General features: G+C 42.6%; 16 protein-coding genes. 4 read left to right on the plus strand and 12 right to left on the minus strand.

What is annotated here, in order from left to right; genetic code table 11:
• Positions 1-24 precede the first annotated feature (24 nt).
• The 4 genes from WJR50_RS00975 to WJR50_RS00990 all read right to left on the minus strand — a co-directional run bounded on the left by WJR50_RS00975 (position 25) and on the right by WJR50_RS00990 (position 9461).
• Positions 25-2106: a hypothetical protein gene (locus WJR50_RS00975; RefSeq protein WP_341291336.1), complete on the minus strand. Its 2082-nt coding sequence runs from the start codon at positions 2104-2106 to the stop codon at positions 25-27.
• Positions 2100-6503, minus strand: a complete 4404-nt coding sequence (locus WJR50_RS00980) for a hypothetical protein (RefSeq protein ID WP_341291337.1) — start codon at positions 6501-6503, stop codon at positions 2100-2102. Before WJR50_RS00980 ends, WJR50_RS00975 begins: the two co-directional genes overlap by 7 nt.
• Positions 6504-6508: 5 nt before the next feature.
• A complete protein-coding gene (locus tag WJR50_RS00985) occupies positions 6509-8221 on the minus strand; it encodes a hypothetical protein (RefSeq protein WP_341291338.1) in 1713 nt (570 codons plus the stop codon).
• Between the two features lie 565 nt (positions 8222-8786).
• Entirely contained in the window at positions 8787-9461 is a 675-nt protein-coding gene (locus WJR50_RS00990) for a haloacid dehalogenase type II (RefSeq protein ID WP_341291339.1), read from the minus strand.
• A 108-nt stretch (positions 9462-9569) separates the two neighbouring features.
• Between WJR50_RS00990 and WJR50_RS00995 the strand changes: the two genes are divergently transcribed.
• Positions 9570-10703 (plus strand): sialidase family protein, encoded by a 1134-nt coding sequence (locus WJR50_RS00995; protein ID WP_341291340.1) that lies wholly within the window; start codon positions 9570-9572, stop codon positions 10701-10703.
• Between the two features lie 291 nt (positions 10704-10994).
• Positions 10995-11324: a hypothetical protein gene (locus WJR50_RS01000; protein ID WP_341291341.1), complete on the plus strand. Its 330-nt coding sequence runs from the start codon at positions 10995-10997 to the stop codon at positions 11322-11324.
• 73 nt (positions 11325-11397) lie between these two features.
• On the opposite strand, the gene WJR50_RS01005 is transcribed toward WJR50_RS01000, so the two are convergent.
• Positions 11398-12372 carry a sugar phosphate isomerase/epimerase family protein gene (locus WJR50_RS01005; RefSeq protein WP_341291342.1) on the minus strand — a complete coding sequence of 325 codons (975 nt, stop codon included), beginning with the start codon at positions 12370-12372 and terminating at the stop codon, positions 11398-11400.
• 80 nt (positions 12373-12452) lie between these two features.
• Here WJR50_RS01005 and WJR50_RS01010 point away from each other — a divergent pair, with 80 nt between their 5' ends.
• The gene (locus WJR50_RS01010) at positions 12453-13496 is read left to right on the plus strand and encodes a carbon-nitrogen hydrolase family protein (RefSeq protein ID WP_341291343.1); all 1044 of its coding nucleotides are present in this window, start codon (positions 12453-12455) and stop codon (positions 13494-13496) included.
• A gap of 30 nt (positions 13497-13526) precedes the next feature.
• Here WJR50_RS01010 and WJR50_RS01015 read toward each other — a convergent pair whose 3' ends face one another.
• From WJR50_RS01015 to WJR50_RS01045, 7 genes are all read right to left on the minus strand, one after another.
• Positions 13527-16406 (minus strand): T9SS type B sorting domain-containing protein, encoded by a 2880-nt coding sequence (locus WJR50_RS01015; protein WP_341291344.1) that lies wholly within the window; start codon positions 16404-16406, stop codon positions 13527-13529.
• A 103-nt stretch (positions 16407-16509) separates the two neighbouring features.
• The gene (locus WJR50_RS01020) at positions 16510-18039 is read right to left on the minus strand and encodes a tagaturonate reductase (protein WP_341291345.1); all 1530 of its coding nucleotides are present in this window, start codon (positions 18037-18039) and stop codon (positions 16510-16512) included.
• 30 nt (positions 18040-18069) lie between these two features.
• Positions 18070-19722: a UxaA family hydrolase gene (locus WJR50_RS01025; protein WP_341291346.1), complete on the minus strand. Its 1653-nt coding sequence runs from the start codon at positions 19720-19722 to the stop codon at positions 18070-18072.
• Positions 19723-19777: 55 nt separating this feature from the next.
• The gene (gene blaOXA, locus WJR50_RS01030; RefSeq protein WP_341291347.1) at positions 19778-20569 is read right to left on the minus strand and encodes a class D beta-lactamase; all 792 of its coding nucleotides are present in this window, start codon (positions 20567-20569) and stop codon (positions 19778-19780) included.
• Positions 20570-20583: 14 nt separating this feature from the next.
• Positions 20584-21816 carry a serpin family protein gene (locus tag WJR50_RS01035; protein WP_341291348.1) on the minus strand — a complete coding sequence of 411 codons (1233 nt, stop codon included), beginning with the start codon at positions 21814-21816 and terminating at the stop codon, positions 20584-20586.
• A 100-nt stretch (positions 21817-21916) separates the two neighbouring features.
• Complete coding sequence (locus WJR50_RS01040; RefSeq protein ID WP_341291349.1) at positions 21917-22789, minus strand: aldose 1-epimerase family protein; 873 nt, start codon at positions 22787-22789, stop codon at positions 21917-21919.
• Positions 22790-22872: 83 nt separating this feature from the next.
• Positions 22873-23910, minus strand: a complete 1038-nt coding sequence (locus tag WJR50_RS01045; RefSeq protein WP_341291350.1) for an RluA family pseudouridine synthase — start codon at positions 23908-23910, stop codon at positions 22873-22875.
• Between the two features lie 158 nt (positions 23911-24068).
• Here WJR50_RS01045 and WJR50_RS01050 point away from each other — a divergent pair, with 158 nt between their 5' ends.
• Entirely contained in the window at positions 24069-25001 is a 933-nt protein-coding gene (locus WJR50_RS01050; RefSeq protein ID WP_341291351.1) for a 1-aminocyclopropane-1-carboxylate deaminase/D-cysteine desulfhydrase, read from the plus strand.
• The last annotated feature ends 1 nt before the right edge of the window (position 25002 follow it).

Consider the following 25002-nt stretch of genomic DNA (forward strand, 5'->3'; position numbering starts at 1 on the left):
GCACTTAAGTTTTCATTATGATGACTAATATTCTACCAGCACCTCTTGAGAAAGCTCACTCTCACTACCATCTTCAAATACTGCCTGTATGGCATAGCGGAACCGATGATTGATTGTTAATCGTCTATCCAGAAACTGCGATTCAGTTTCACTGAACTGATAATATCTAAGGGGGTTATCATCCACTGCCCGGAAAATACGATACCCATTAATTGCTTGCGTAATAGGAGCTTTCCATTGGAGCAAGATAAGCTTTTGCTTACGGTCAACTTTTCCATTCAAATGGCTTATTCCTTCATGAAGTTGTATGTCTAAAGCGGTTAATGTCACAGAAGGATGGGCCGCGCTTAGGCCTTCATCATCAATGCTTTGTAAAATGTATCGATATTCAGTGCCTGCTTTCACGGAAGCATCCAGATAGTGGTATGCACTATCACCTGCTTCAAACCGTTGTAGAATCTGGAAACCAGAAGAGTTGGTATGCCAGCGAAGTAGTACATATTCCGCTAAGTCATCACTGGGGCTTGCCCACCACTTTAACTCAATACCATCTTTCTGAGCCTCTACTGAGGTAAGCTGTGCAGGTACCGGAGGAACCACATCAGGTCTTTTTAAGGGTAAAATTTCTGAGTAATCCGATACATTAAACCGACGATCTACCGCAACGAGGCGATAATATACCTGCTCAGTGAGGGTAGCTAATTCAACACTGTCTATAAAGGTCGTATCCTGAATAGTTTGGGAAGAAACCATAACAAACTCTTCTTTCGGGTCATTGGCACGAAATACACGATAACCCAATACATCTGGTGAAGTACTCTGCGTCCAATGGAGATGAACAGCGCCATCTTTCTTTACTTCTCCTTCAAAATGACTAGGTAATGCTGGAGGTAAGCTATCCTCTAAAGCTACCATATAGGGAACAGAAGTAGTGAATATACTATCCGGCCCCATCGCTTGCACCCGATAATAACTTGTACTCAGGGGCTGGGGGTCGGTAAAAGAAAAAGCGGTAGGTTTAAGGAGATTCTTATGAAGAGGCTCATAACTCCCGTTGAGCGAAGCACTCCGAATGATCTTATAACCAATCACATGATTCTGTAGGCTATCAGGAAAAGCCCACTGAAGTTGAGCGGTACGGTTATCAATAACCGAAATTGTATCGATGACAGGGTATACTCCACTCAAGGATATCATTCCCCTACCTGAGATAATCTCTGACGGAGGGCCTAGTTCGGCAAATGCAGTGATCCCCCGCACCCTGTAGTAGTATGTCTTATTGTTTTGCGCTAATGAATCTATTAAGACTAACTGCTGTGCCTCTCTGCCAGGGCGGTCACCATTTACGATAGGCAAATTATTTACTGGCGTAAAATGAATTCCATCTGCCGACTTCTCTACCTGATAAGAGACATACATATGATTGAAGTAAAAACCATTCCAGCTTATACTTACTACCCGATCTCCAAATTGGGCTTCTACCTCTGGAGGTCGTGGTAATGGAGGTGGTATGATGGCTTGTGCAGTTACCAAAGCGGTATCTATTGGAATAGAAGAAGGATTTTGCGCCAGGTAAATTCTATAGAGGTACTCTTCTCCCGACTTCACTGAAGTATCTTTCAACCATAATCCTGAAGCTTGGGCAGCATTTGGAGAGTGATCTGCAGCCAGTAAAGCGAAGCCAAAGCGATTACGTTCTTCTTTTACCTGATTCACCATAGTAATCATATTTCCCGAAGGACCATTTACTTCAAAACTTTCTCCATAAATGGCCTGAGCAGCAATGGCAGCGTAATGATCATCAAGCGCTATCTTTTCCCAATCTTCCAAAGACCAGGGTTTGATAGGTGAGGAGTTAAGCTGCACTCGTAGCCACTGACCAGTGGAATCAATACGGCCATTATTTCCTATAGTAAAGCGTTCAATGGCATAGCCATAACGGTTACCCAGTCTCCAGGTCATAGGGTCATTAGGAGCCCAGCGTAATAAGATCTCTTGTTCTCCAGAGCGGGCAATGGCACTTACTTTCCCCCGCTTTTCCTGAGCTTGGGCTGATGAAGCTATCAGGCAAAACCCTATGAGCCATATAAAATATATCCTTACCATTGAATGTTGAGCGTTTTAGTGCTGCTTAGTCGTTGTATACCAGGCAGTCGGTATTCTAATTTGACCTTGTATGTACCATCCATGAAGTTTTGGTAAGCATCATGCATCAGACGCTTAGCCCCAACGGGGATGCTTCTGCTATGTACTCTTGTATATTTGTTGATGGCTTTTAAGCGAAGATGGCGATGATCTTTGTAGGTATAAGTAGGTATTTGATAATGGAGTTTTATCTCTCCGCTAATGCTCAGAGCATTACCAGATGTCATTTGTGCCTGGGTTAGCATTGGGGCTGTTGCCCTGAGTTCAGGTACTACTGAATAAATAGGGGGAACGCCTGCGGTCTCAATATTTCGCCAACTTATCTTCACCTGAGGGTGCACGGGATAATGCTCATACAGTAAAGGATGCATGTACTTTGAAAACCAGGGGTTCTGCGTATCTGCATACATTTTTATCAGAGGAGCCTGACCAGGTGTACCACTTAACTCTGCCTCATCAAATACCTCAGGCATAGTAAGTAGTGTTCCTACCTGATAGATTAGAATATCATGTACGATACCTGAAGTCGTTTTTTGCCCATACATGGCATCAACTTTGGCAGAAAATGTATTGAAACGGCTAGTACGGAATCCATAGGTGAATAAGATCTCCGTCTCCGCTATGGCAAGTGTACCTTCAATGTTTCGCTCAGCGGTAGTCACATTGGTAGCCTGTGCCAGTGTTACTTCTTTTTCTACCCTAAGCACGTTTTCATCCACCCGGCTCGTAGTCACAGGCTTCTTGAGGAAGCTTAGGCTGTATATGGTTTCAATATCCAGTTTGTCGGGAACGGCAAAAGTAATAGTACTCTCACTATACGTGAGTTTTTTATCAACATAAGTGGAAGAATTTGAAGTTTTGAAACGCGCTATATATTCATAGTTTCTTCCTTGTCCGTCAGTAGTCTCAAATAAGTAATCCATATCGTAGCTTAGCTTCATGTATCCGGTGCCGTACTCATCCTGAAGAAATGTGTATTGATTTCTGACGGGGTAACTATATTCCACAACGTGCTCAGGAATATAATTGGGAGCCTCGCCAGTAGTAAAGCTTACCTCTCTGCTTTCAGAAGCATCTAAATCTGTCCAGTGGTTATCAATTCGTTCTTGCCAGCTGATACTTACTACTGCTTTGAGCTCGGTTTTGGGAGGAAGAATTTTAGTGCTTTTAAACGCAACCACTGTTTTATCTTCATTCCATTTTAGTGCTCCGGTTACTTCTGTTCCCTGTTTTGTTACTTTAAGATAGTTAAGTTTTACTCGATAACTTTTGTATTGTTCTTCAGCAGTTAGCATCTCAAAAGCCTCTTCTACCGGAAGATTGAAGGCCACCTGGGGTGTAGTAAAAACGTCCACTTCTCTACTGCTGCGGAATGGCTGCATATCGGCAATCACCTCCATCGCTATAGGAGCCTCATTTTCAAACTCACACTGCTCACCGATGGTAACCTGGAAGCTACAGTCACCTTTTACCAAACCGTTGAGAATATTGAATTCACCAAAAGCAGTGCCCTGTAGCCAGGTAGGATTAGGCAGTTGAGCCTGCATGACAATGGCTGCCAGAAAGCGAAAAGCTTCAAATTTCCCTTTGATGAACTTAAGATTAACATTAATACCCACCGCTCCTTGTAAATAAGCCCAGGCCTGTCCACTAGCATACCAGCCATTGATTCCAATAGGACCGGATTTTCCCGAACAGCTTACATTACCCATATCCAGCAACATAATATCAAAGCCTGCTCCGGCTTTAAAAAATCCGTAAAATATGGCCCCTGGATCGTCTTTTCCTATGGCTGAATGAAAACTAGCCCCAAAAACAAATTCTTTACCACTGGCTGCATGGACAGTTGTGCTTGCCATGTTATTTTGAAGCTCATGTAAGACTTCTTGGAGGTTTTTGGATGTAACTTGTACCCCTTCTAAAGGAACAGGCAAACTTTCAATTTCATCTCCTACCATCATGTAGGCTGAGGCCTCGGCCAAACCGAAAACATTGATACCAATTCGCTGGCTGGGAGAACCCAACCACACGTACCACTTTTCCTGACCAAAGTGCATAATCGCTCTCCCGGCCAGATTATTGGCATTGATACCTTTCATCACACCGTAGGCATCTACGTACAAGTCTAGCAAAGCATTCAGCTCATCATTATCAAAATCATAGTTAATATTTACATTGGCGTACATGGGTGGATTACCGTTTCTTTCATCCAGGCCAGTGAGAAAGTATCCCTCCCCGCGGAAACGGATGTACTTGAGGCCCATACGTTGGTTAAAAGCCATTTCAAAGGTAGCATCCGCATTAAAAGACCGGGGTGAGGGCGATGTACCTATTACCACAGTAGCTTTGAGTCCTAACTTGACCGATGGGTCCGGAACGTAAGACGCCCCGCTTCGGGTAGCACCGATGGTTGTCTTATCATGTTCGCCTTGGATTGTATAGAAATCTCTTGCTGCTAAAGTGGTCCTGTCCAATGACATTTGGTAGTAAGCTCCTCCGCCAAAACCATAGACAGAAAAACCTGGTGAGGTTCCTGTTTTTCCAAAGTGCATTAAAGCGTCGGCATACCAGTAACGATCATCGTTCACTCGCCCAAACTGTGCGATAGCTTTCACAGTAGGTCCTGCCTTGAAGGAAGCATCTATTTCGCCCCGGAAACCCTGTCCGTAGACTTCATGCTTTTTGTACAAACTTAATCTACCCTTAAACTTGAAAGCATCCATATCCACGTCTACTTCAATATCGCTTACACGTGTTTCCTTATGCTTCCATTCTTGACGGCTTACGCCTAAAGTATTACCTTCCTGCATTTCAGGCTCTTCTTCTACAATTTCTCCGGAAACACTCACGATTGACTGAGCGGAGAAGCCTTTGTCATTTTCGTTCATCAGTCCCAATAATACGCCTACATTCAACTGTAAGTCCTGGTCATTATGCTGGAAAGAAATAGACTCAATGGATATGGGATAATTAGCCACTTTTTGAGTATTTCCATTGGCGAAAGACCAATATCCATTGCGGATGTAGGGCTTTTCAGGGGCAATGTGTAAGTCGGTAAAACCTAACTGCTTTAGTTCTACACCTATATCAGTATGGATGCTTAAAGCTCCATGTAGGATAGCTTCAGGGAGTAATTTACCTTCTTTTTTACTGATGATGATGGTAGAACTGGGAGCCAGGTCTACCTTAGCCGCTAGAACTGAAGCATTCAGGTTTTTTCTGGGTTGAACGGCAAAAGTATATTCAGTCTCTCCGGCTTCCTGAGTAACGAAGGCAGTGTATTTCAAGGGAGCATCTTTGCTTAACAGAGGAATGTTCATTTCTCCTTTAAAACCCCCGCCACTAAGCTTATTTTTAACCAATACAATACCTAAAGAATCTACGGAGAAAGGCCAGCCATTTAATGATCCCTCTTCCCTGCCGAACAGCTTATTTACTCCGATGTCTCCCGTTATTCCTTCTTTATCCAGAATAAGGTTTTCGGCATTGATGTATCTCCTGTCACCCTCTTCAGAAAGTTCTTTGAACAAGCCTATTTTGGCCCGCCGGATAAAAAAACCTTCCCAAAGCTGTACATTAGCCCCGTATTGATGTTCATACTGCTGAGGAAATTTTATGCCAGCAGGATTTGCAATATCGCTCATGTCCAAGGTGATTTCCTCTGCCTTAAAGTTGATTCCCTGAAGATTAGGTATGCGGAAAGCAGGAAGAGAGACAGATAACATCAATGCATTCCAATCGCTACTATTGACCCTAAAAAGAGTTTCTACCTGTCCTGGCAGGGGGTTGCCCTCTTCGTCTTCTGGAATGAGCATCTCGCGGCTGAATGAAATTTTTCCCTGAAGGTTTACGGCTTTAAAACCATTACAATCAATAGCTACATAATTTTCATTTCCCTGAGCAGGCAGGGTAAGCTTGGTTTTTGAACCTAAAGGAAGTGTGGCTTCATTTACTAATGCAAGCCTCACCTCATTTGACGCTGACAGTCCTCCTCGGTGGAAAGCCACATTACGGGCAGCAAAAGCAACCCTTTGTCCATTTGTTTTGAATTGTAGGGAAATATAGGCGTCAAAGAAAGCTCCCTTAGGTGTAAAGCGTGCCGAATCAATGATTACCAAATATTCATATCCTCCTACATTTTTAGTAATGCCCACTGGCAAACTGGCCAAATCTGACTCACTTAGCTGCTGGGTAGTTTTGCCTGTTTCAAGCAAATGATCGTGTAACTGATGAATACGTTCGGAAAGGCTCTCAGTAGGTGGGTTCATGCCAAAGGCACCCAGCCTTATCAAACAGAATAGAATAGCCAGTATCTTTCCTATCCTTCTTTTTTCTATGCTTCCTGTGCTCCAACTCATCTTTGTCAAAATGTATATCCGTAACGTGCAGTTGCGGTGAATTCTGTAAATGCCTCTTTTTCTCCCGTGGGAAAATTGTTCAATAGGTTGAGGTTAAGCGAAAAACGATGATTTTTTTGGTAGGAGTAACTACCTGACATACGTGCCGTCAGTACCTGGCTGCTGGCTATCATATTTTGTAATACCCGATTGTAGCTTGTGGAAATTGAACTCCTTAGCTTTTTTTCCAAGAATCCTTTACTTATGGAGAGTAAGGGACCGACAGTAGTTGAATTAATTTCCTGTAAAACGCTATAGTAAAAATTACCTCCCAGGCTTAAACCTAAGTTTGTAGGAATAATGCTGATCCGGTAAGCCATGTTATTACTGTAATAATAGGATATCTGCTCACTTGGAAACTGCTTAGGAATAACATCGTTAGCTTGCTGATAAGTAGAGTTCATGCTAAGCGCATGTTTCCGCTCTTTGCTACCAAAAGTGTAAGAGGAGCTTAATGAAGCATTTTGGTTGACCTGATAAAAATTAAGTGAATCAAACTCAGTGGTAAAGAAAGGGTCCGATTGGGGGCGAATATTTGTAAAGCTGGTAAAGTTAGAGTAGGTGGTATTAAGCTGCCAACGATCTGTGGGATGAATATTGACAGAATAGTTACTGACCCACCGGCTGGTTTGTGTAATTTCTGATTGATCCAGATTGTTATGTTGTAGCCCTCCCTGAAAGTTAACACTAAGTCGGTTTTCCCAGAACTTCCAGTTAATTCCCAGCGTGATATTTTCCAGGTCATTGTTAAAAAAGTAAGCTCCCAATGTTTGATAATCAGGATCAACCCGTTCGTATCGCCACTGGATAAAACCCTTAGTCAATGCGAAGTTTAAACTTGTCTTCCAGGCCTGATGCTGCGTAGTGGACTGACGTATAGGTATTAGCCATGTATCCCATGAAGGTTTAAGTGAATCTTCTGATATGGGAGAAGACTTTATATCTCGGGTCAGTAAGCTACTGGCCCATTCACCTTCCCAGCTCAAATGTTTACCTATTTGCTTTTTCGCTATCAGGCTAAGAGCAATGTTTTGCGTAGGAAATACCAAACTGCTATCAGATAAAGTTACCAGCGAGTTTGGGTCATCCTTAGCATAAAATACAATTGTACTGATACTTCCCTGAGGGGTTTCATATCCGACTTTAGTCGCCATCCCTTTACGGGCAAATACCGGAGGTTGGGCCTGGTCTGATAATGTATCTATTTCTACAGCTTTTCTAAGTTGGCCATACATAGCATGAACCCGGAAATTACCAGGAGTCAGTTCTATTCCTCCACCTAAAAAAATGTGCCCGTTGAGTGTGTATGATGAGTACGAAAGACTATGGTACCCAACGTATGTTTTTATCCACTTGTAATTAGGACTGATTCCATAACGATTAAAAGGCTGTTGAAACCTTCCTTGATGGTTAGTATAGCTGAAAGAAAGGGGTATACTCCATCCGTATAAGTCAATATTGAGATTTCCACTGGCGATCCATGTGAACGGATCACGGCGTGCGCTTATGCCACCTGCTGCATAGCCAGTTGTCATAAAATTGAATCCTCCTGATACTTTTAATGGAGGCTTTTCACCAAGGTTTTCCAGATTCTGTCCTTGTATTTCATACACCAGCATAAGTAATCCTGCTACTATAAGTAAGTAACGAAAGAATTTTCTCCACTTATTCCATCCCATAATTCAAGACTTAATGGTGGAATGTAAAAGTACAGTATTGGTTTCAATGGAACTCGGAGATTCCTGCGCAATCGCCTTAATGTAAGTTTTTGCATATAGAACAATTGTATCAAATTGTAAAATTGGCGCTTTCAGATTATCCTTTAGTTAATGGAAACCATATTTTTTTACTTTAAAATATTTTACAGATCAAAAAAGGAAGCATAGATTAATTGATAATATTACGTAAGTAAAACAACGATCAACATACTTTTTTATAGTAAAATTTCACTAAATAATTTTTTTATATCATGTTTTTCATGAGAATACACTTATTAGTTTCCGACTTTTCTTAGGGAGGAAATAAATATTATTAATAAATAAATTTTTATTTAAGTAATAACCCACAAATACTAATAGTAAAAACTCTGTTTTAGATAAAAATGGATTTTTAGAATTAGATATTCATGAAGTTGCCAGCCTTCTATAAACATATTTCTAATGCTATCAACAATCATATAAGTTTAGCCAAAAAGCAGTTGGGCATAGAGAATTTATTATCAGAAAGAAAAAAAAGTATATAATCTTATTTTTTAAGGATATGAGCTAGTGCATTGAGATCAGAAACCACAAACTGCGGCTGGGGGGCGAGGGGAAATAGCGTTTGTCCCGGCCGGACAATGAAAGCGGATTGCATACCGGCATGGCTGGCCCCGGCTACATCCCAGCCGTGTGCGGCGATCATCATACAGTCTTCTGCCTGGCTATCCATCTGGTAAGCCGCCCAGCGATATACCCGTTGATGAGGTTTATATATCCCGATATCTTCCACGCTCAGGCTGCGGTCAAAGTAAGTATCAATTTTGGCATGGCTTAGCTGAGTTTCCATGGCATGACGGGAAGAATTGGTCAGGGCCACCATCGTATAGCCTGCGCTTTTTATAGCCTCAAGCCCCTGCACCACATCTGCATGAGGGCTTAAGCTAAGCATGGGTTTGAGTACTTCTCTTGCTTTCGCTTCGCTTATCTCAATATTGTTTTGCTGAGCCACCATTTGTAAAGTAGCTACACCGATAGAGGTAAAATCACGAAACTGCTGGCTCACCGTCATCACCAGGCTGTAGTGAAGCAGATGGGAGAACCACAGTGCAACTAATTCAGGCTTTTGCCCCAGAGCCTGGTCAATGGAGGTTTTGACCGGCTGCATATCCAGCAGGGTTTCGTTCACATCAAAAAAAAGTACGACAGGTCGGGCTTGCATGTGCTAAAATTTTAGGTAAAAGAAGAAATGCTAAAAGTAATAGTCGGAAAAGGGTAAATTGTTTCTGATTTTTAGAGACAAACAAAACAACCTACTACGCAAGACAAGATGAAATTTTCTTACCTATCCTGCTTAATTCTCATTCTACTGTTCCTAAAGCTCTCCACAGCAAATCCTGCTTATGCTCAGTTGGCAGCAGCCATGCCTGTTTTCGTAAGCGGGGAAGAAGGCTATGCCTGCTTCAGAATACCGGCCATACTTACTACAAAAAGCGGGACTTTACTGGCTTTTGCTGAGGGAAGAAAAGGAGGCTGCAGCGATACCGGAGACATTGACCTGCTGCTGAAACGCTCCGAAGATGGAGGCAAAAGCTGGAGTAGCTTAGCGGTGGTATGGGACGATGGGCAGCATACCTGTGGCAATCCCGCGCCCGTACTGGATGAAGAAAGTGGAGATATTGTGCTCTTGACGACCTGGAACAGGGGAGATGATAAAGAATCGGAGATCATTGCGCAAACCAGTACTGATACCAGGCGGGTATTTGTGCTGCGCTCTACCGACGATGGGCAAAGCTGGACCAGTCCGAAGGAAATTACCAGCGATGTAAAAAAAGAAAACTGGACCTGGTATGCTACCGGCCCCGGCTCAGGCATACAATTAAGCAAAGGCCCTTACGCTGGTCGGCTCATGGTGGCCTGCGATCATATAGAGGCAGAGAGCAAAAAATACTATTCGCATGTCATCTATTCGGATGATGGGGGAGAGAGATGGCAATTGGGAGGAAGCACCCCCCGGGATCAGGTCAATGAATGTGAAGTGGTACAACTCAATGATGGAAAACTGATGCTCAATATGCGGAATTATGACCGTGATCAGCATGCCCGCCAGCTGGCTTATAGCGAGGATGGAGGCATGCACTGGGAAAATATGCGCTATGCCCCCGAGCTGATAGAACCTATCTGCCAGGGAGCCATGCTGCGCTACGATAGGGATGATGAATCCTATGTGCTGTTTTCCAATCCTGCCAGCAAGGAGCAGCGCGTGAATATGACACTCAAGGCGAGCAAAGATGGAGGAAAAACATGGACGGAGCTAAAGCAGCTATATGCTGGCCCTTCCGCCTATTCTGATCTCACAAGGGTGGGAGCGCATCATGTTGGCATATTATACGAAAGGGGGGAGGAGCGTGCCTACGAAGGAATATTTTGGGAAACGATAGATATGGAGGAAGTGCTGCCCTGATGTATTTTGAGCTGGCTATATGAAATGAAGGGTGAAATCGGTTGGAAAAATAAAGTATGGTAACCTAATGAGGGGGGCTTCTGCTCATTTTTTATTTCAATAGCATCAGTAAAACAATAATATGACGAATATGAGAACATTATTTTGTCAAAATTTACATTTATTTATTGATCTATAGCAGGATAGTGTGTAAACATTTTTAGAATATTCCCGGTTATTTGCTAGTTTAGTAGTTAACAAATTTTTATTCCATAGCTTCTATAAGCTTTTTTTTAACTAAATTTTTTTCCAATGAAAACGAAATCCATTTTTTTCTCCCTGATGCTTAGCCTTTTTGTTTTTTCATCCTTTGGTGCATTTGCTTCTGATGATCCGGTTCCTGAAGAGAAGCAGATGACAGAAAAAGAATATCAGATGGCGCTGGATGTGCTGAAAACAAAGGTAGACGACTTAAGAGATGCCAAAAGAGAAGCAGATACGCCTGCCGAACGTAAAGCCTTACGCAAAGAGATTAAGGATGTAAAAAAAGAAGCGCGTGAGCTAAAGCAACAGGCCTCCGGTGGCATTTACATCGGAGGAGGAGCCCTGATAGTAATTATCCTTCTTCTTATCCTCCTGTAAGAAAGACAATGTAACCCTCTTAAGATGATTAAAAGGTATAGAACAGGTCTATACCTTTTTTTATGGCCAAACTTTAGCTTTTCATGGCCTGATCTACTGCGCTTTTCATTTTTTGCAATCCGGTTTTAGCTACTTCCAAAGGGTCCTGCTTCCAATAGTCAGGGTTAAAGAGTTCCAGAGATAATACTTTGGGCGTGCCACTGGCAGCCAGTATCTGTAGAATCTGGTTGATAGGAGCCACTCCATCCCCGGGATATACACGATCTTTGTCAGCGATACTCTCACGGGGAGGATTGGCCGGATAGTCATTCATATGGAAAACCTCAATCGTTTGTCCGCTCAGCATCTGTAAAGCGGTAAATTCAGTTCCTCCTTTATAAAGGTGGTACACATCGGGCAGGATACGTGCTTTGGGGTGTCCACTTTCCATTGCCACATAGGTGGTTTGTCCAAGACGATGCAGGTTGGCCGAGAATCCCCAGACTTCCAGTTGAGGCATTACGCCCATTTGTTCTCCCAATTCCAGTAATTGACCGTAGCGATCGGCAGCGGCTAGCAGGTCCAGGCCGGGCTCCTGAGTAGCTCCCGCCGGAGGTGCAGCAATACGAGAGCAGCCAATCTGCGCCAGCATATCCATTTCTCTCTTGGCCTGCTCAAAGGCATCTGCTCTTACCTTAGGATCATCTACGATCCACTGGGCAAAGCCGATAGCATCTTCCACTTTAATACCCAGATCGTCAATGCGCTTTTTTACGTCACTGAGCTTGCCACCACCATCCAGATAAGCCTGCATGGTAGGAATCCATACTTCTATGCCGTCATATCCTGCCTCGGCAGCGACTTCTATTTCTTTTACCAATCCAAGCTTTTTCTCACGGATTGTGCTGGTATTAAGGCAATAGGTAAAGAGATTTTTCTGTTCATCAGCGGGTGGAGCAGGAGCGGCAGTAGTATTTTGCTCAGATGCAAAAGAGCTACAGCTTTCCAATAGGGAGGAGCCGGCTACTACTCCAAGGGAAGCCAGTGCCTGACGACGGGAGACTTTCATGGTCAAGAGTTTTATAGGTTATTTTTAGTGTGCTGCATGAAAAATATATAAATTATAATACTACAACAAATAGAAGCCTGATGAACCGAAGGAATTTTATCAATAAGTCGGCAGCTGCCCTGGGGAGTGTTAGTCTGGTAAGTCAATTTGCCTATGCTAAACCTAAATACCATACGCCTGAAAAAGTTCCTAAGCTTAATCGCCTTCCCCGTGAGATTTGGGTTGCTGCCCTTACCCAGCAGGGTATAGCAGGGGATAGCCTGGAAGAAGTGGTACAAAGTGCTGTACGCAAAATGGAGTCGGTAAGCAGTTATGAGCCAGATATTATTTGTTTGCCTGAATACTTTCATGTGCAGGGCCTCCGAAACAATCCATTATCAATAAAAGAAGCCTCAGAAGTACCTATTGGCAAGCTAACTCAACCGCTGGCAGATTTTGCCCTGCGGCAGCAGTGCTATGTAATTGCTCCCGTATTTACGCAGGAGAAAGGAAACTGCTATAATGCTGCGGTGCTGATTGATCGCGCTGGTAAAATGGTGGGAGAATACCGTAAAGCCAGGCCGACCGAAAGTGAAATTAAAGGTGGGGTAACCCCCGGTCATCTGGATCCACCAGTTTTTGAAACAGACTTTGGCAAGATCGGCATACAGATCTGCTTTGATATAGAATGGTTAGAGGGTTGGCAGAAGTTACAGGAAAAAGGCGCAGAGATTGTCTTTTGGCCCTCTGCTTTTGCAGGAGGCAGAAAAGTGAATACCATGGCAATGTGGCATAAGTACTATGTGGTTTCCAGCACCCAAAAGAATACCACCAAAATATGCAAACCTACGGGAGAAGAATTGGCCTGGAGTGGAAATTACAGCCAGTGGGGGGTATGCGCACCTCTCAATCTTGAGCAAGCCGTACTCCATAGCTGGCCTTATTCACTCAAGTTTCCTGAAATCCATAAAAAATATGGTAATCAGGTATATACCTATACCTTACATGAAGAAGAAATATCAATTATTGAGAGTAGACACCCGGATATCAAAATCGCGGATGTACTACAGGAATTTGAGATTCCTACCTTTGAACAGTTTAAGCACAGCGCAGAAATAGCCCAGCAAAAGGAGCGGAGTATATGATTTTGCTAATGAGGAATGCCTTTTGGGAACTCACTCAATAACATGAACCCATCCTTTAAGGCTCTTTTTGTTTTTGAGCGTAGTGAAGTAATAAAAATACACTGCTTCAGGCAGGCCAATCGCGTTCCAATCATTAGCATATTGTAGCTTCCGATAAACTAAGCGGCCATTTCTATCAAATATCTGTAGTTCGTTTTGATGATACAGTTCCAGATTACTGATGACAAAAAAGTCATTTTTACCGTCGCCATTGGGAGTGATTACATTAGGAATAAAAATGGGATGATCATATGAAAGACATACTTCATTTGACGAGGATGTATATTCAGAAGTGTTTGAAATAGCTTTCACATAAAAGCAGTGATCAAAGCCATCATTTAATGTATTCAGAAGCTCTTTTAAATGCTGGCTGCTTCCTTGCAATTCAAAGTTTTCTGATTCGTCCAATTTGCGGTACAATTCATACGTTTTCACGCCCTCATCCCAACCCACATAAGAATTCCAGCTAAGTTCTATTTGCTTCTCCCCCTCATGTATTGCTGCTGATAATACAATATTGTGATGCACTTTTGACTCTACTGCTTCTCCACAGATATTATATCCCTGAATTTTATATGCATAAATTAGCTGGCCTACCGAAGCTTCGAGAATAGTGATCTGAGTCTCTTCTGAATTCAGCGGAGCTACTTCTTCCCATGCAGCCTGTACTTCACCAGCTTCTCTTCTCAACAGTTTAAAGTCTTCCTCAAAAAAAGCCTGGTGGTTAATCAGGTAATTGAATTGAATGGCTTCAGCTGCCTGAGGTACGGCCGAAATGGACAGAAGCTCTACATTTGAGCTTCCAAAAGCTCTGGGGTTCACAATCGTCAGGGTATCGGACCGACCAAAACAGATTTCCAGTTCTGTATTTACGCTTTCTTCAATCCATAGCTTACCATAAGGGCTTTCTTCATGCCATGCTACCTTCACCTGCTCACTTCCCTGCCCTTCAATAATTTCTCCATTGATAATTTGCCACTCATACACTGAACCATTGGTGGGTAATATGCTATAGATGTGGTAGGGACTATCACAATCTAAGGTATCTGGACCATTGGGTGTCTCAGTATCCAGTTGTTTAAAGATTTTAACGCTAAAATCCGGGACAATATCTTCACAGCCATAACTGTTGACGGAGAGCAGTTTCACTTTGGCATCCAAATTACTTTCTCCCCAGTTTACGAATATACTATCTGTACCCTGACCAGCTATAATTTCTCCTCCCTCCACCGACCATTGCAAATCGGAGCTATGAATATCTTCCACCCAGTATGCTACTTCCTGCACACCCGGACATACCGATTTGCTACCCCGGATTGTCAATGCGTAGGCGGGTAACACAATAAGCTTCATAGAGTCATATTCACTACAACCGTATTGGTTAGTAATTTTTAAAAGATAAGTTGTTGTATCTGGTGCCAGGTTTGGTGTATTGGGCAATGTAAATGTTGGGCCAGCGCCCTGAAATTTTTGAGAAGTTTTGGTATTTGTCCATTCGTAAGTAAAAGCTGAGCTTACTGGCAGAGCGCTGAGTTTGACCGGTGTTCCAGGACAAGCTATTATTTCTTCATCTTCTACTTCAGGCCAGATATCATTTTCCTGTCTGAAAAAGAAAGCCGGAAAAGTAGGCAGTATTCCCGGCCACTCCGAAAAAGTAATCGCTTTGTAGACAAAATCCGGATCATTACAAGAATTAGGCTGGTTGATCACTGATAAAAACTCCTTATCCGTACCAATCACGATCTTTCCATCAGGACTAAGCTGTAACCTTCCGATAATACCAGAATTGGTAGCGGGGTAGTCATAAATTTTTGTACGGGAATCTTCAAAAAGCTGCTGATTGGGTGCTCTAAGGTCGTACCTAACCAAGGAAGCATAGTTGGTGATGTTTTGCGCAGAAGTATTCACTATGCTATCCTCTATAACATATAGATTTTTGCTGTCAGGAGAAAACTCATAAAAGTAGGTAAAAACATATCTAACGTAAGGATAAGAATTTTCCTCCTGTCGATCATCTCTCTTGATCAATTCGTATCTCAGGTTAAAGAGTCCTGTCTCATTATCAAAGTGATATAGTTCCAGATAACTGCTATCATACATATCTCTACCCATCACAAGGTATCGATTATCAGGAGAAGCTTTGATATGGAAATGCCCGCCTCCGCTATCTCTGATCAAGGGAGTAATCGCCGGGATATCACTTATCCCTTCGGAGGTGATTTGATAAGCGTACAAAGCAGCTGCTCCAAAACCTCCCAGCGTGATCAGCCAGTAAGATTTACCATCAGATGCTTCATAAATCGCCAGTGCATCACTCATACCATCAGTGAGCACTCTATTTTTAAATATAACTGTCCCCTTACCGTTGTTGGCAGTTACATCTACTAGAGAGTAATGAACAGTCCAGTCATTGTTAGAAAGCTCAGGATTAGTAAGACCAAACTCAGTGATAAAATTGTAGTACAGATGATCACTACCCGGTTTGGGTATGATGTAAGAAGTCTGGGTTGATCTCCCCCCTTCACCATAATAGCTGCCAGCGCCGTTTTCCATAACTTCCTGCTGGCTGTTGTAAAAAGTACGCCCATAGGTATAAAACAGCAGGTTTCCTAAAGAGTCTGAAATGCTTGCCTGGAACTGACCATTATTAGTCCAATTGTAAGGATAAATTTTCGGTTGAAGAGGTTTCTGATTAAAATCCAAATAACCTCCCGGACTCAAAAACCAATGATTAGCCTCTTGCTGTGCCGAGCCTGGAGATACCCAAAAAGCGGTTAAACAAATGATGATAAAAACTCGAGGGCACATAATTACCCTGAGAAAAACCATGTCAATATATTGGCGATAGCTTTTGGCCCAATTGCATCTCATAGATACAATTTATCGCTTTTTTATATGACTATAAGATGGTATAGCACAAAATATTTATGCAAAAAAGTCAATAATTAAAACATAAATAGCAAATATTCACATCTTATACTATCTCAGCCAGCGTTGCTTTCACTCCTTTTTGCACAAATTCGCCCAGATAATGCTTCACCCTGGCAGCAAAATCTCCCATGTTTTTTAAGTCCTGTTCCCAGATTTGATAAAGAAGGATTTTATCCACTACATTATTCACTAATACGGGATCGTTGAGGTCAGCGTCCATCCAGAGTTGATAAAAGTAATCTGCCTGATCGTCATTGATGGGATAGTCGTGACCCTTAAACTCACCATAATATTTCCCATCTTCCTTTTTTACCGGACGTAGAAACATCAGATAAGCAGCGAAGCCAGCACACATCAACTCGGGCGCATGGCCATATTTATCATAGTAGCGCTTAAAAGTAAGACCATTGCGCATATTCATTTTAGAAGAGTACTGTAGGGTAATACTGATGAGCTTATGGTTGAGAAAAGGATTACGGAAACGGTCCAGCACATCTTCAGCAAATTCCATCGCCATTTTTTGGTCAATCTCCAGCGTAGGAACAATCTCCTGCTTGATCACTTTGCTGATAAATGGTGACATTACCTCATCTTCCATACAATCGTACACAGTTTCCAAAGCACAGAGGTAGCCCGCTGCCACACTGATGGTATGTCCGCCATTAAGAATACGGAGTTTTCGCTCTCTGTATGGGGTAATGTCTTCGCTAATGATGATGCCTTCGTCTGTCGCCAGCCAGGGAGCCTTGGCAAGAATCTTTTCCTTATCACCTTCTACAGCAAAGAGGCGGTAAACCTCACTTACGGTGAGCAGTTGGTCTTCAAATCCTAGTTCTTCCTCTATTTTTTGCTGCTTGGCCTCTTCCGGTTCTCCCGGTACGATGCGGTCTACCAGTGTATTACAAAAAATATTGTGCTCTTTGATCCAGTCCGTAAAATCGCTGCCCAGACGATTGATCACTGCCAGTTCAAGCACGATGTCTTTCAGTTTACTGCCATTATCCAAAATCAACTCGGTAGGTAAAATCAGCATACCGCTGTCTGCTGAGCCTCCTAAAGTGGTAAAGCGCTCATAAAGAAAAGCAGTAAGTTTACCCGGGAAAGATTGAGGGGGATTTGCCTTCAGGTCATCGTCTTTCTGCAAAGTAATTCCGATCTCAGTAGTATTGGAAATGACCGTACTAACTTCAGGATTACGAGCGTAAGCTAATATGTCCTGCCAATGATCAGCAGCAGGTAGCGCTTTGCTGATGGCTGCGTTAACTATATATTCTTTTACAGTTTCCCCTTTGGCAAATCCTTCCACACAAAGCGTAAAAAGACCGTCCTGTTCATTGAAGCGGGTGCTCCTGCCCGATTTGGTATTATTGACAATCACGGTGCGCCCATCAAACTTTCCTTCTCTTTGGGCTTTGTCAATGAAAAAATCAATCAGGCCTCTCAGTAGAGCACCGGAGCCAAACTGGACAATCTTATCAGGAGATTGAATTTGACCTTTGCTGGGTAGATGTAGTTTTTCGTTAGGTTTTACTTCGGATTTAAGTGCAAGTTGCTGATTCAAACGCTCAGACATAGTCAGGTTGTTTTGATATGAAAAAATGAATTATAAAGAAACGCCTCGCTTCCAGGGGATAAAATCATCCTGCCCGATGGCTACGGCTTTAGGGGTATAAGTGCCACTGGCGGTACGAATGATAAAATCCAGAATCTCTTCTCCTTTACTATTGATGGTATCCTCTCCGCTAATTACTGTACCTGCATTGATATCTATGATATCTTCCATACGCTTGGCTAGTACCGTATTACTGGAGATTTTAAGGGTAGGGGCGACAGGATTACCAGTAGGTGTACCCAGACCAGTAGTAAAGAGAATGATAGAAGCACCGGAGCCCGCTAAGCCGGTAGTAGATTCTACATCATTACCAGGAGTACATAGCAAATTTAAGCCGTTTTTGGTGACCGGTTCGGTATAATCCAGTACATCTACTACAGGAGAAGTACCTCCTTTTTTTGCCGCTCCGGCGGATTTGATGGCATCGGTAATGAGACCATCTTTGATATTGCCGGGAGAAGGGTTGGCGTCAAAACCACTGCCCACCGCTTCTGCACTGGCGCTATAAGCCCGCATAATGCTGATAAACTTTTCGGCGGTAGCGTCATCAACACATCGGTCGGTAAGTTCCTGCTCCACACCGTTGAGTTCAGGAAATTCAGAGAGTATAACTGATCCTCCCAACGCTACCAGAAGGTCAGCGGCATGTCCTACAGAAGGATTGGCAGAAATTCCGGAAAAGCCATCTGAACCGCCACATTCCAGGCCAACCACCAATTTACTCAGCGGGGCAGGCTTACGTTCTATTTTGTTAGCCTCAGTCAAGCCTACAAAAGTTTTTTTGATGGCTTCGCTGATAAATTCCCTTTCAGATTTACTTTTCTGCTGCTCCATGATGTAGAGCGGCTTACTGAAGTTAGCGTCACGTTTCTTGATTTCTTCCTGTAGGATTTTAACCTCGGCATTCTGACATCCCAGGCTAAGTACGGTAGCTCCGGCTACGTTAGGATGGGTGATATAGCCGGCAAAGAGGGCACAGAGCGTATTGGCATCGGCACGTGTACCTCCGCAACCACCTTCGTGGGTTAGAAATTTGACACCATCTACGTTAGGGAAGGTACGCTTGCTCTCCATCTCCTCGGCAGTGACTACAATTTCGGTAGTGAGCAAATCATCAGAAGATGCTCCGTGTTGGTGTTTTGAGATAAGCGATTGAATATCAAAATCTACGGTACGGGTGCGGTCATAGCCCAGATCTTTCACCAAAGCCTCCCGGATGACATCGATATTACGATTTTCGCAGAATACCAGAGGAATAAACAGCCAGTAGTTAGCTACGCCCACCTGTCCATTCTCCCGATGATACCCCATAAACTGTTTTTCTTTCCAGGAGGAAACTCTAGGGGCGTTCCAGTCTGCTTTTCTTTTGCCAAGAGAGAAGGTATTGGCCTCATGTTTTACATTTCCCACCGTGATCGCTTCTCCTTTTGTAATCGGTTGCATAGCTTTGCCAACCAATACCCCGTACATATAGATTTTATCTCCGACCTTGAGATCCTGTGTTACAAATTTATGCTTGGGAGGGATGTCGCCGTGGATTTCGTAAGTTTCGCCCTCAAGCTCAACCACTTCTCCATCACTTAAATTATCCAGGGCCACGATCAGGTTGTCGTCGGGATGTATTTTTAGAATCTTATTCCGCATAAAGATTATTGGTTAGGACTACTGTTCAAAATTAATCAATTTTTAGACAATAGTTTTAGTCAGTGATATTTAGCGCTTTAAGTACATTTAAAGTAATTTCTTTTCTGGCTTTACCAAAACTCTCCTTAGCCTGAGGACTTTCAATATTGGTAGCAAAGTAGTATACATGATTATCTTTTTCCAGATAACCTACATACCAGCCTACATCTTTGGAATGTGAAGTATTATTCCAACCGGTTTTGCTGCTTAGTATAAAGTCATCATTTTTTTCTTCAACTAAAATTTTCTTGACGATTTTCATAGAACGCTCGGAAACAGGAAGCTGCATGTGATAGAGTTTTCTTAGAAAATCAATCTGCTGCTCCTGATTAATGCGTAGATTACCATCCAGCCAAAAAGAATTGTTTTCACTACCGCTGGGATCTTCATTGCCATATTTGATATCTGAGAGATACTGCTGATATTTTTCTTCAGGAATTTTTGAAGCGATCTGTATGTAGCAAGGTACACAAGACAAGCGGAAAGCATGCTGTAGGTCTAGGTCCTGATTCCAGGTCTCAACCGGCCAGCTTTCTCCATTCCAGTAGATCATGGAAGTTTCGTCTTGCAGAATTTTTTCTTCCAGAGCGATCAGTGTGTTAGGAATTTTAAAAGTAGAGGCGGGACTAAACGCTTCATTACATCTCCGGGTATTATAACGAATAAATTCATTCCTGGCCTCGTCATACAGGATGAAAGAGCCCTTGACCTCATAAGCATCAAAGTATTTTTGTAAATCCCTCTCCTGATTTCCCGTACAACTAAAAATACCAAGGTAAAGGAGAATAATGATTATGCTGCGAGGCATTTGCAAACGTACGATCACTCTTGTGCTACACCAGGGTTTTTGATAACTCCTGCATATAAAATCACCCCGGTATGTTGTTCACGAATGAAGAAAATAAACGGCCGGTTGATACGTACTACTGGAGTAGCAGCAGAAACGCTTGCTGCGGCTACGCGAGGCATAACCGTCTGTATGCCACTTTCATTTACTTCTATCCCAGCCTGATGGATCAAATCCGCAACTTTAATACGAGCGGTAGAGTCATTCAGAATGCCACTAAAATCTGCCTGAGCCGAAAAAGCATCTTTAATGCCTAAATTAGATAAAGGCTCTTTTAGATTGAGCTGTGAATTGACATTAAATTTGGGTAGGTATAGATGGTAATCGAGCGTGTCGGCTTGTTCAAGGCTCTGCTCTAAAGATTTTATACTTAAATTTTTAAGCTGGTCAGCGATGCTATCCCCCTGATGAGGCATCAGTATAGTCATGCTATATTGCTTATTCCCATAAGGAATATCTATTAAGGTTTTTTGGGCATCCTGGTGGTAACGGTAAGCGGCCTGGTCGGTGAACATCATGGGTACGGTAACCTCCTTTTTGTCATTAAGGTAAAAAGTACCGGGTGCGGTATTTTCTTTGGCAAAAGGAAAAGTCCAGTATCCTTTGAGGTGGGTGGCACTGATCAAGTAGAGAGACTCATAAGGTATTAGAGCCGGAATTTTTGCCTCAACCTTTCCGGAAGTGTGTTCTTCAACCCATTTATTAATTGTCAGTGGCGCTTTGCGATCGTCAAAATCAAGGGCTTCCACCCCTGCACCATAGTATGCCATGATGATGTCGCTAAAGAGAGGACGTATATCAATTTCTTCTCTATGCCAAAGCGCATGCGCGGAAACAAACTGTACCTGATTATCTATGCTTCCCAGCAGCGTATTGAGGCTATTGTAAAGTTTGTTGACCTCTAAACGTTCCAGTACATCACATTGCTGTACTTTTTGCATTTGAGCCAAAGTGTTACGCTCTGCCCCGTTGATGGCCATACTTAAATCCATATGGATGTAGTAAGGAGAGAAAAAGAGATTTTGTGAACCTTCCTGTACGAGTTCTTTGGTAAGATCCATAGCAAAACTATTGCTGGCATTCAGCAACTCTTTCTCTTCAATACTAAGCTTGCGTAGCTGTATTTCCTCTCTGGGAGCTACCTGATCCTGCTGGCAACTCCATAATGCCAAAAGCAAGCCGGTTAAAAGTAATAACTGTTTCTTCATCAAAATCTTTACTTTACTTTTCTCACACACTCTGTCATGATAAATATATAAAATGATGAACGATAATCATAGCATTTTTTCAAGATAGTAAATGCTTAGTCTAGTGAAACTTAATACTATAGCTACATTCAAATCTCTGCTCAGATTCTAGCAGTTGTATTCCTTCTTTCTCGGTAAGCTCGCCTTCAAAGTCATTATTATCTGCTACGCCTAGCCAGGGTTCAATGCAGATAAAACCGGCTTTCTCTTTTTGCCATATACCTAGGTAAGGAAAGCCTGTCACCGACATTTCTACTAATTTTTCCCCACTGGAATGTACTACTAAACTTACCCATTTGGATTGGACACCCTTAAATACAATGGCATCATCTTCAAATAGTTTGGGGTGAAGCGGGAGTTTATGCTCATTTTCTAACAGTGCTCTGGTTTCTCCGGTGCGTAAACCATCCTTTATCAAATGTCTGTCTAGTGTTTCGGCTTGTTCAAATACCAGATGATACTCCTGCATCTGCTGATCAATAATCCTGGGAGTAGCAAAAGCCGGATGAGCCCCAATGGAGAAAGGCATGGTCTGCTGATCTTTATTACTTACTGAGTAGGTAACTATAAGCTCATTTTCCTTAAGCTGATAGCTGATATCCAGCACAAAATTAAAGGGATACTTTTCCATAGTCTGATGGTCAGCTGTCAGGCCTAAGCTGATACGGAGCTTTTCCTGTTCTACCAGACTAAAGTCACGATCACGAGCAAAGCCATGCTGCGACATCTTGTAGTTCTTACCTTCCAGGCGATACTGGTCATTCTTTAGCCGCCCTACGATGGGGAAAAGCACAGGTGCATGGCGTGCCCATACCTCAGGGTCAGCCTGCCATATGTATTCTCTGTCAGTTTTTTTATTTTTTACACTACAAAGCTCAGCTCCCTCACTCTTAATTTGTACGGTCCAGTTTTCGTTTTCCAGGATATAATTCATAACTATAGTTTAAAAAGTTAAAAAGCTATGTCTACCTTAACGCCCAATCTGTAATTAATAATTTTCCAGTTTGGAATTTGTTTTCAGGTATACTGCACATAGCGCTCCCATTTCTCAAGTACTTCTCTAAAATCGTCCGGCAGATCAGACTCAAAATGCATTTTTTCTTTGGTAATCGGATGGATAAAGCCCAGGGACTTGGCATGTAAAGCCTGCCGGGGCATGAGCTTGAAGCAGTTTTCTACAAAGGCTTTGTATTTGGAGAACTTTGTACCTTTTAAAATCTGATCTCCTCCGTAGGTAGCATCATTAAAGAGGGGATGCCCTATGTATTTCATATGCGCTCTGATCTGGTGTGTGCGGCCAGTTTCCAGTTTGCACTTGATTAAGGATACGTAGCGGAGGGTTTGTAAAACTTCGTAATGGGTAATGGCGGTACGACCAATATCGCCATCCGGAAAAGCCATGGTGATACGCCTGTCTTTGGGGCTGCGACCCAGGTTTACGTCAATGGTCCCCTTTTCTTCTTCAGGCTCTCCCCATACAATGGCGTAGTATACCCGGTCAATGCTGTGGTCAAAAAACTGTTTGGCCAGCCCGCTCATTGCCTGCTCACTTTTGGCAATCACCAGCAGCCCTGAGGTGTCTTTATCAATACGATGTACCAGCCCGGGGCGCCCTTCATTTCCTTCCATAGTAGGCAATTGCTGAAAGTGATAAGTCAATGCGTTTACCAGCGTCCCAGACCAATTATTATAGGCCGGATGTACCACCATGCCAGCATCTTTGTTGACAATCAATAGATGCTCATCTTCATAGACAATGTCTAGTGGAATATTTTCCGGCTTCACCTCAGTATCTCGGGGTGGCTCGGGTAAAGAAATAGAAATTTCGTCTAGAGGATGTACCTTATAGTTAGGCTTGATGGTTTGTTTATTTACCAATACATACTCACTTTTGATAGCATCCTGTACTTTATTTCGGCTCACATTGGGTAAGCGGTCCATCAGGTATTTATCTATTCTCACCAAAGATTGGTTAGCATCTACTTTGATAAAATGATGCTCAAATAATTCTTCCTGCTCCTGTTCCTCTTCTCCTTCTATATCGTTAAGTTTCATATTGCTTTAGTTTAAGGCTGCAAGTTACGTAATCTTCAGTTAGTTATGCCTTTTGGCATTGCGACTTAGCGTGTTGATAATAAATTATCGCTTTACTGCTTATTTCTTAAATTTTGAAGTTAGACTTATGTTTAAGAAATGCGATAAATTTACTGTCTATGCAGTTAGATGATATTCCTGAAATTAAAGTACAAAAGATAAGTGATAAGTTTTTGGATGAGCATCAGGTTCAGCTAGACATTCTCCGCTTAGATCAAATTCATCCGCATATTTCCGGTAACAAATGGTTTAAGTTAAAATATAATCTACTTGAAGCCCGGAAAAAAGGCTATGACACACTGCTTACTTTTGGCGGAGCATTTTCCAATCATTTGTACGCTACCGCCGCTGCCGGAAAAGAAGATAGCTTTAAAACTATTGGTGTCGTACGCGGTGAAAAAGTGTTGCCGCTCAATACTACACTGGCTTTTGCTGAAGCACAAGACATGCAACTAGAATTTATCAGTCGTAGTGATTATCAGCATAAAGGAGAAGCTACATTTCAGAAAGAGCTACAGAAGAAGTTTGGTGACTGCTTCATCATTCCCGAAGGAGGCTCTAATGCTTTAGCAGTAAAAGGGTGTACTGAGATTGTTCAAACGCCTGAAAATTACGACTATATCTGTTGCAGTGCAGGGACCGGAGGTACGTTAGCGGGCATCATAGAGAAGGCAAAAAATAAGGCTCAGGTGCTAGGTTTCTCAGCGCTGAAAGGAGGAAGTTTTTTATATGATGAAATTAATAGGCTTACACAAGCGTATAGTGGCAACCAATATGAAAATTATCAAATTGTAGAAGATTATCATTTTGGAGGCTATGCCAAGGCGAATACTGAGCTTGTTAATTTTATCAATGAGTTCAAAAGAGAGCAGGAGATACTTTTGGACCCTATTTATACCGGCAAAATGATCTATGGCATCATGGATATGATCAACAAAGGCTACTTCAAGCTTGGCAGTAAGATTTTGGCTATTCATAGCGGGGGCTTACAGGGAATTATCGGTTTCAACGAGCGCTATCTGAAAAAAAATCTTCGTATTTTAGTCAGTTAGT

Origin of the sequence: Catalinimonas locisalis (genome assembly GCF_038039535.1) — a bacterium.
In the GTDB taxonomy this organism is placed as follows: Bacteria; Bacteroidota; Bacteroidia; order Cytophagales; family Cyclobacteriaceae; genus Catalinimonas.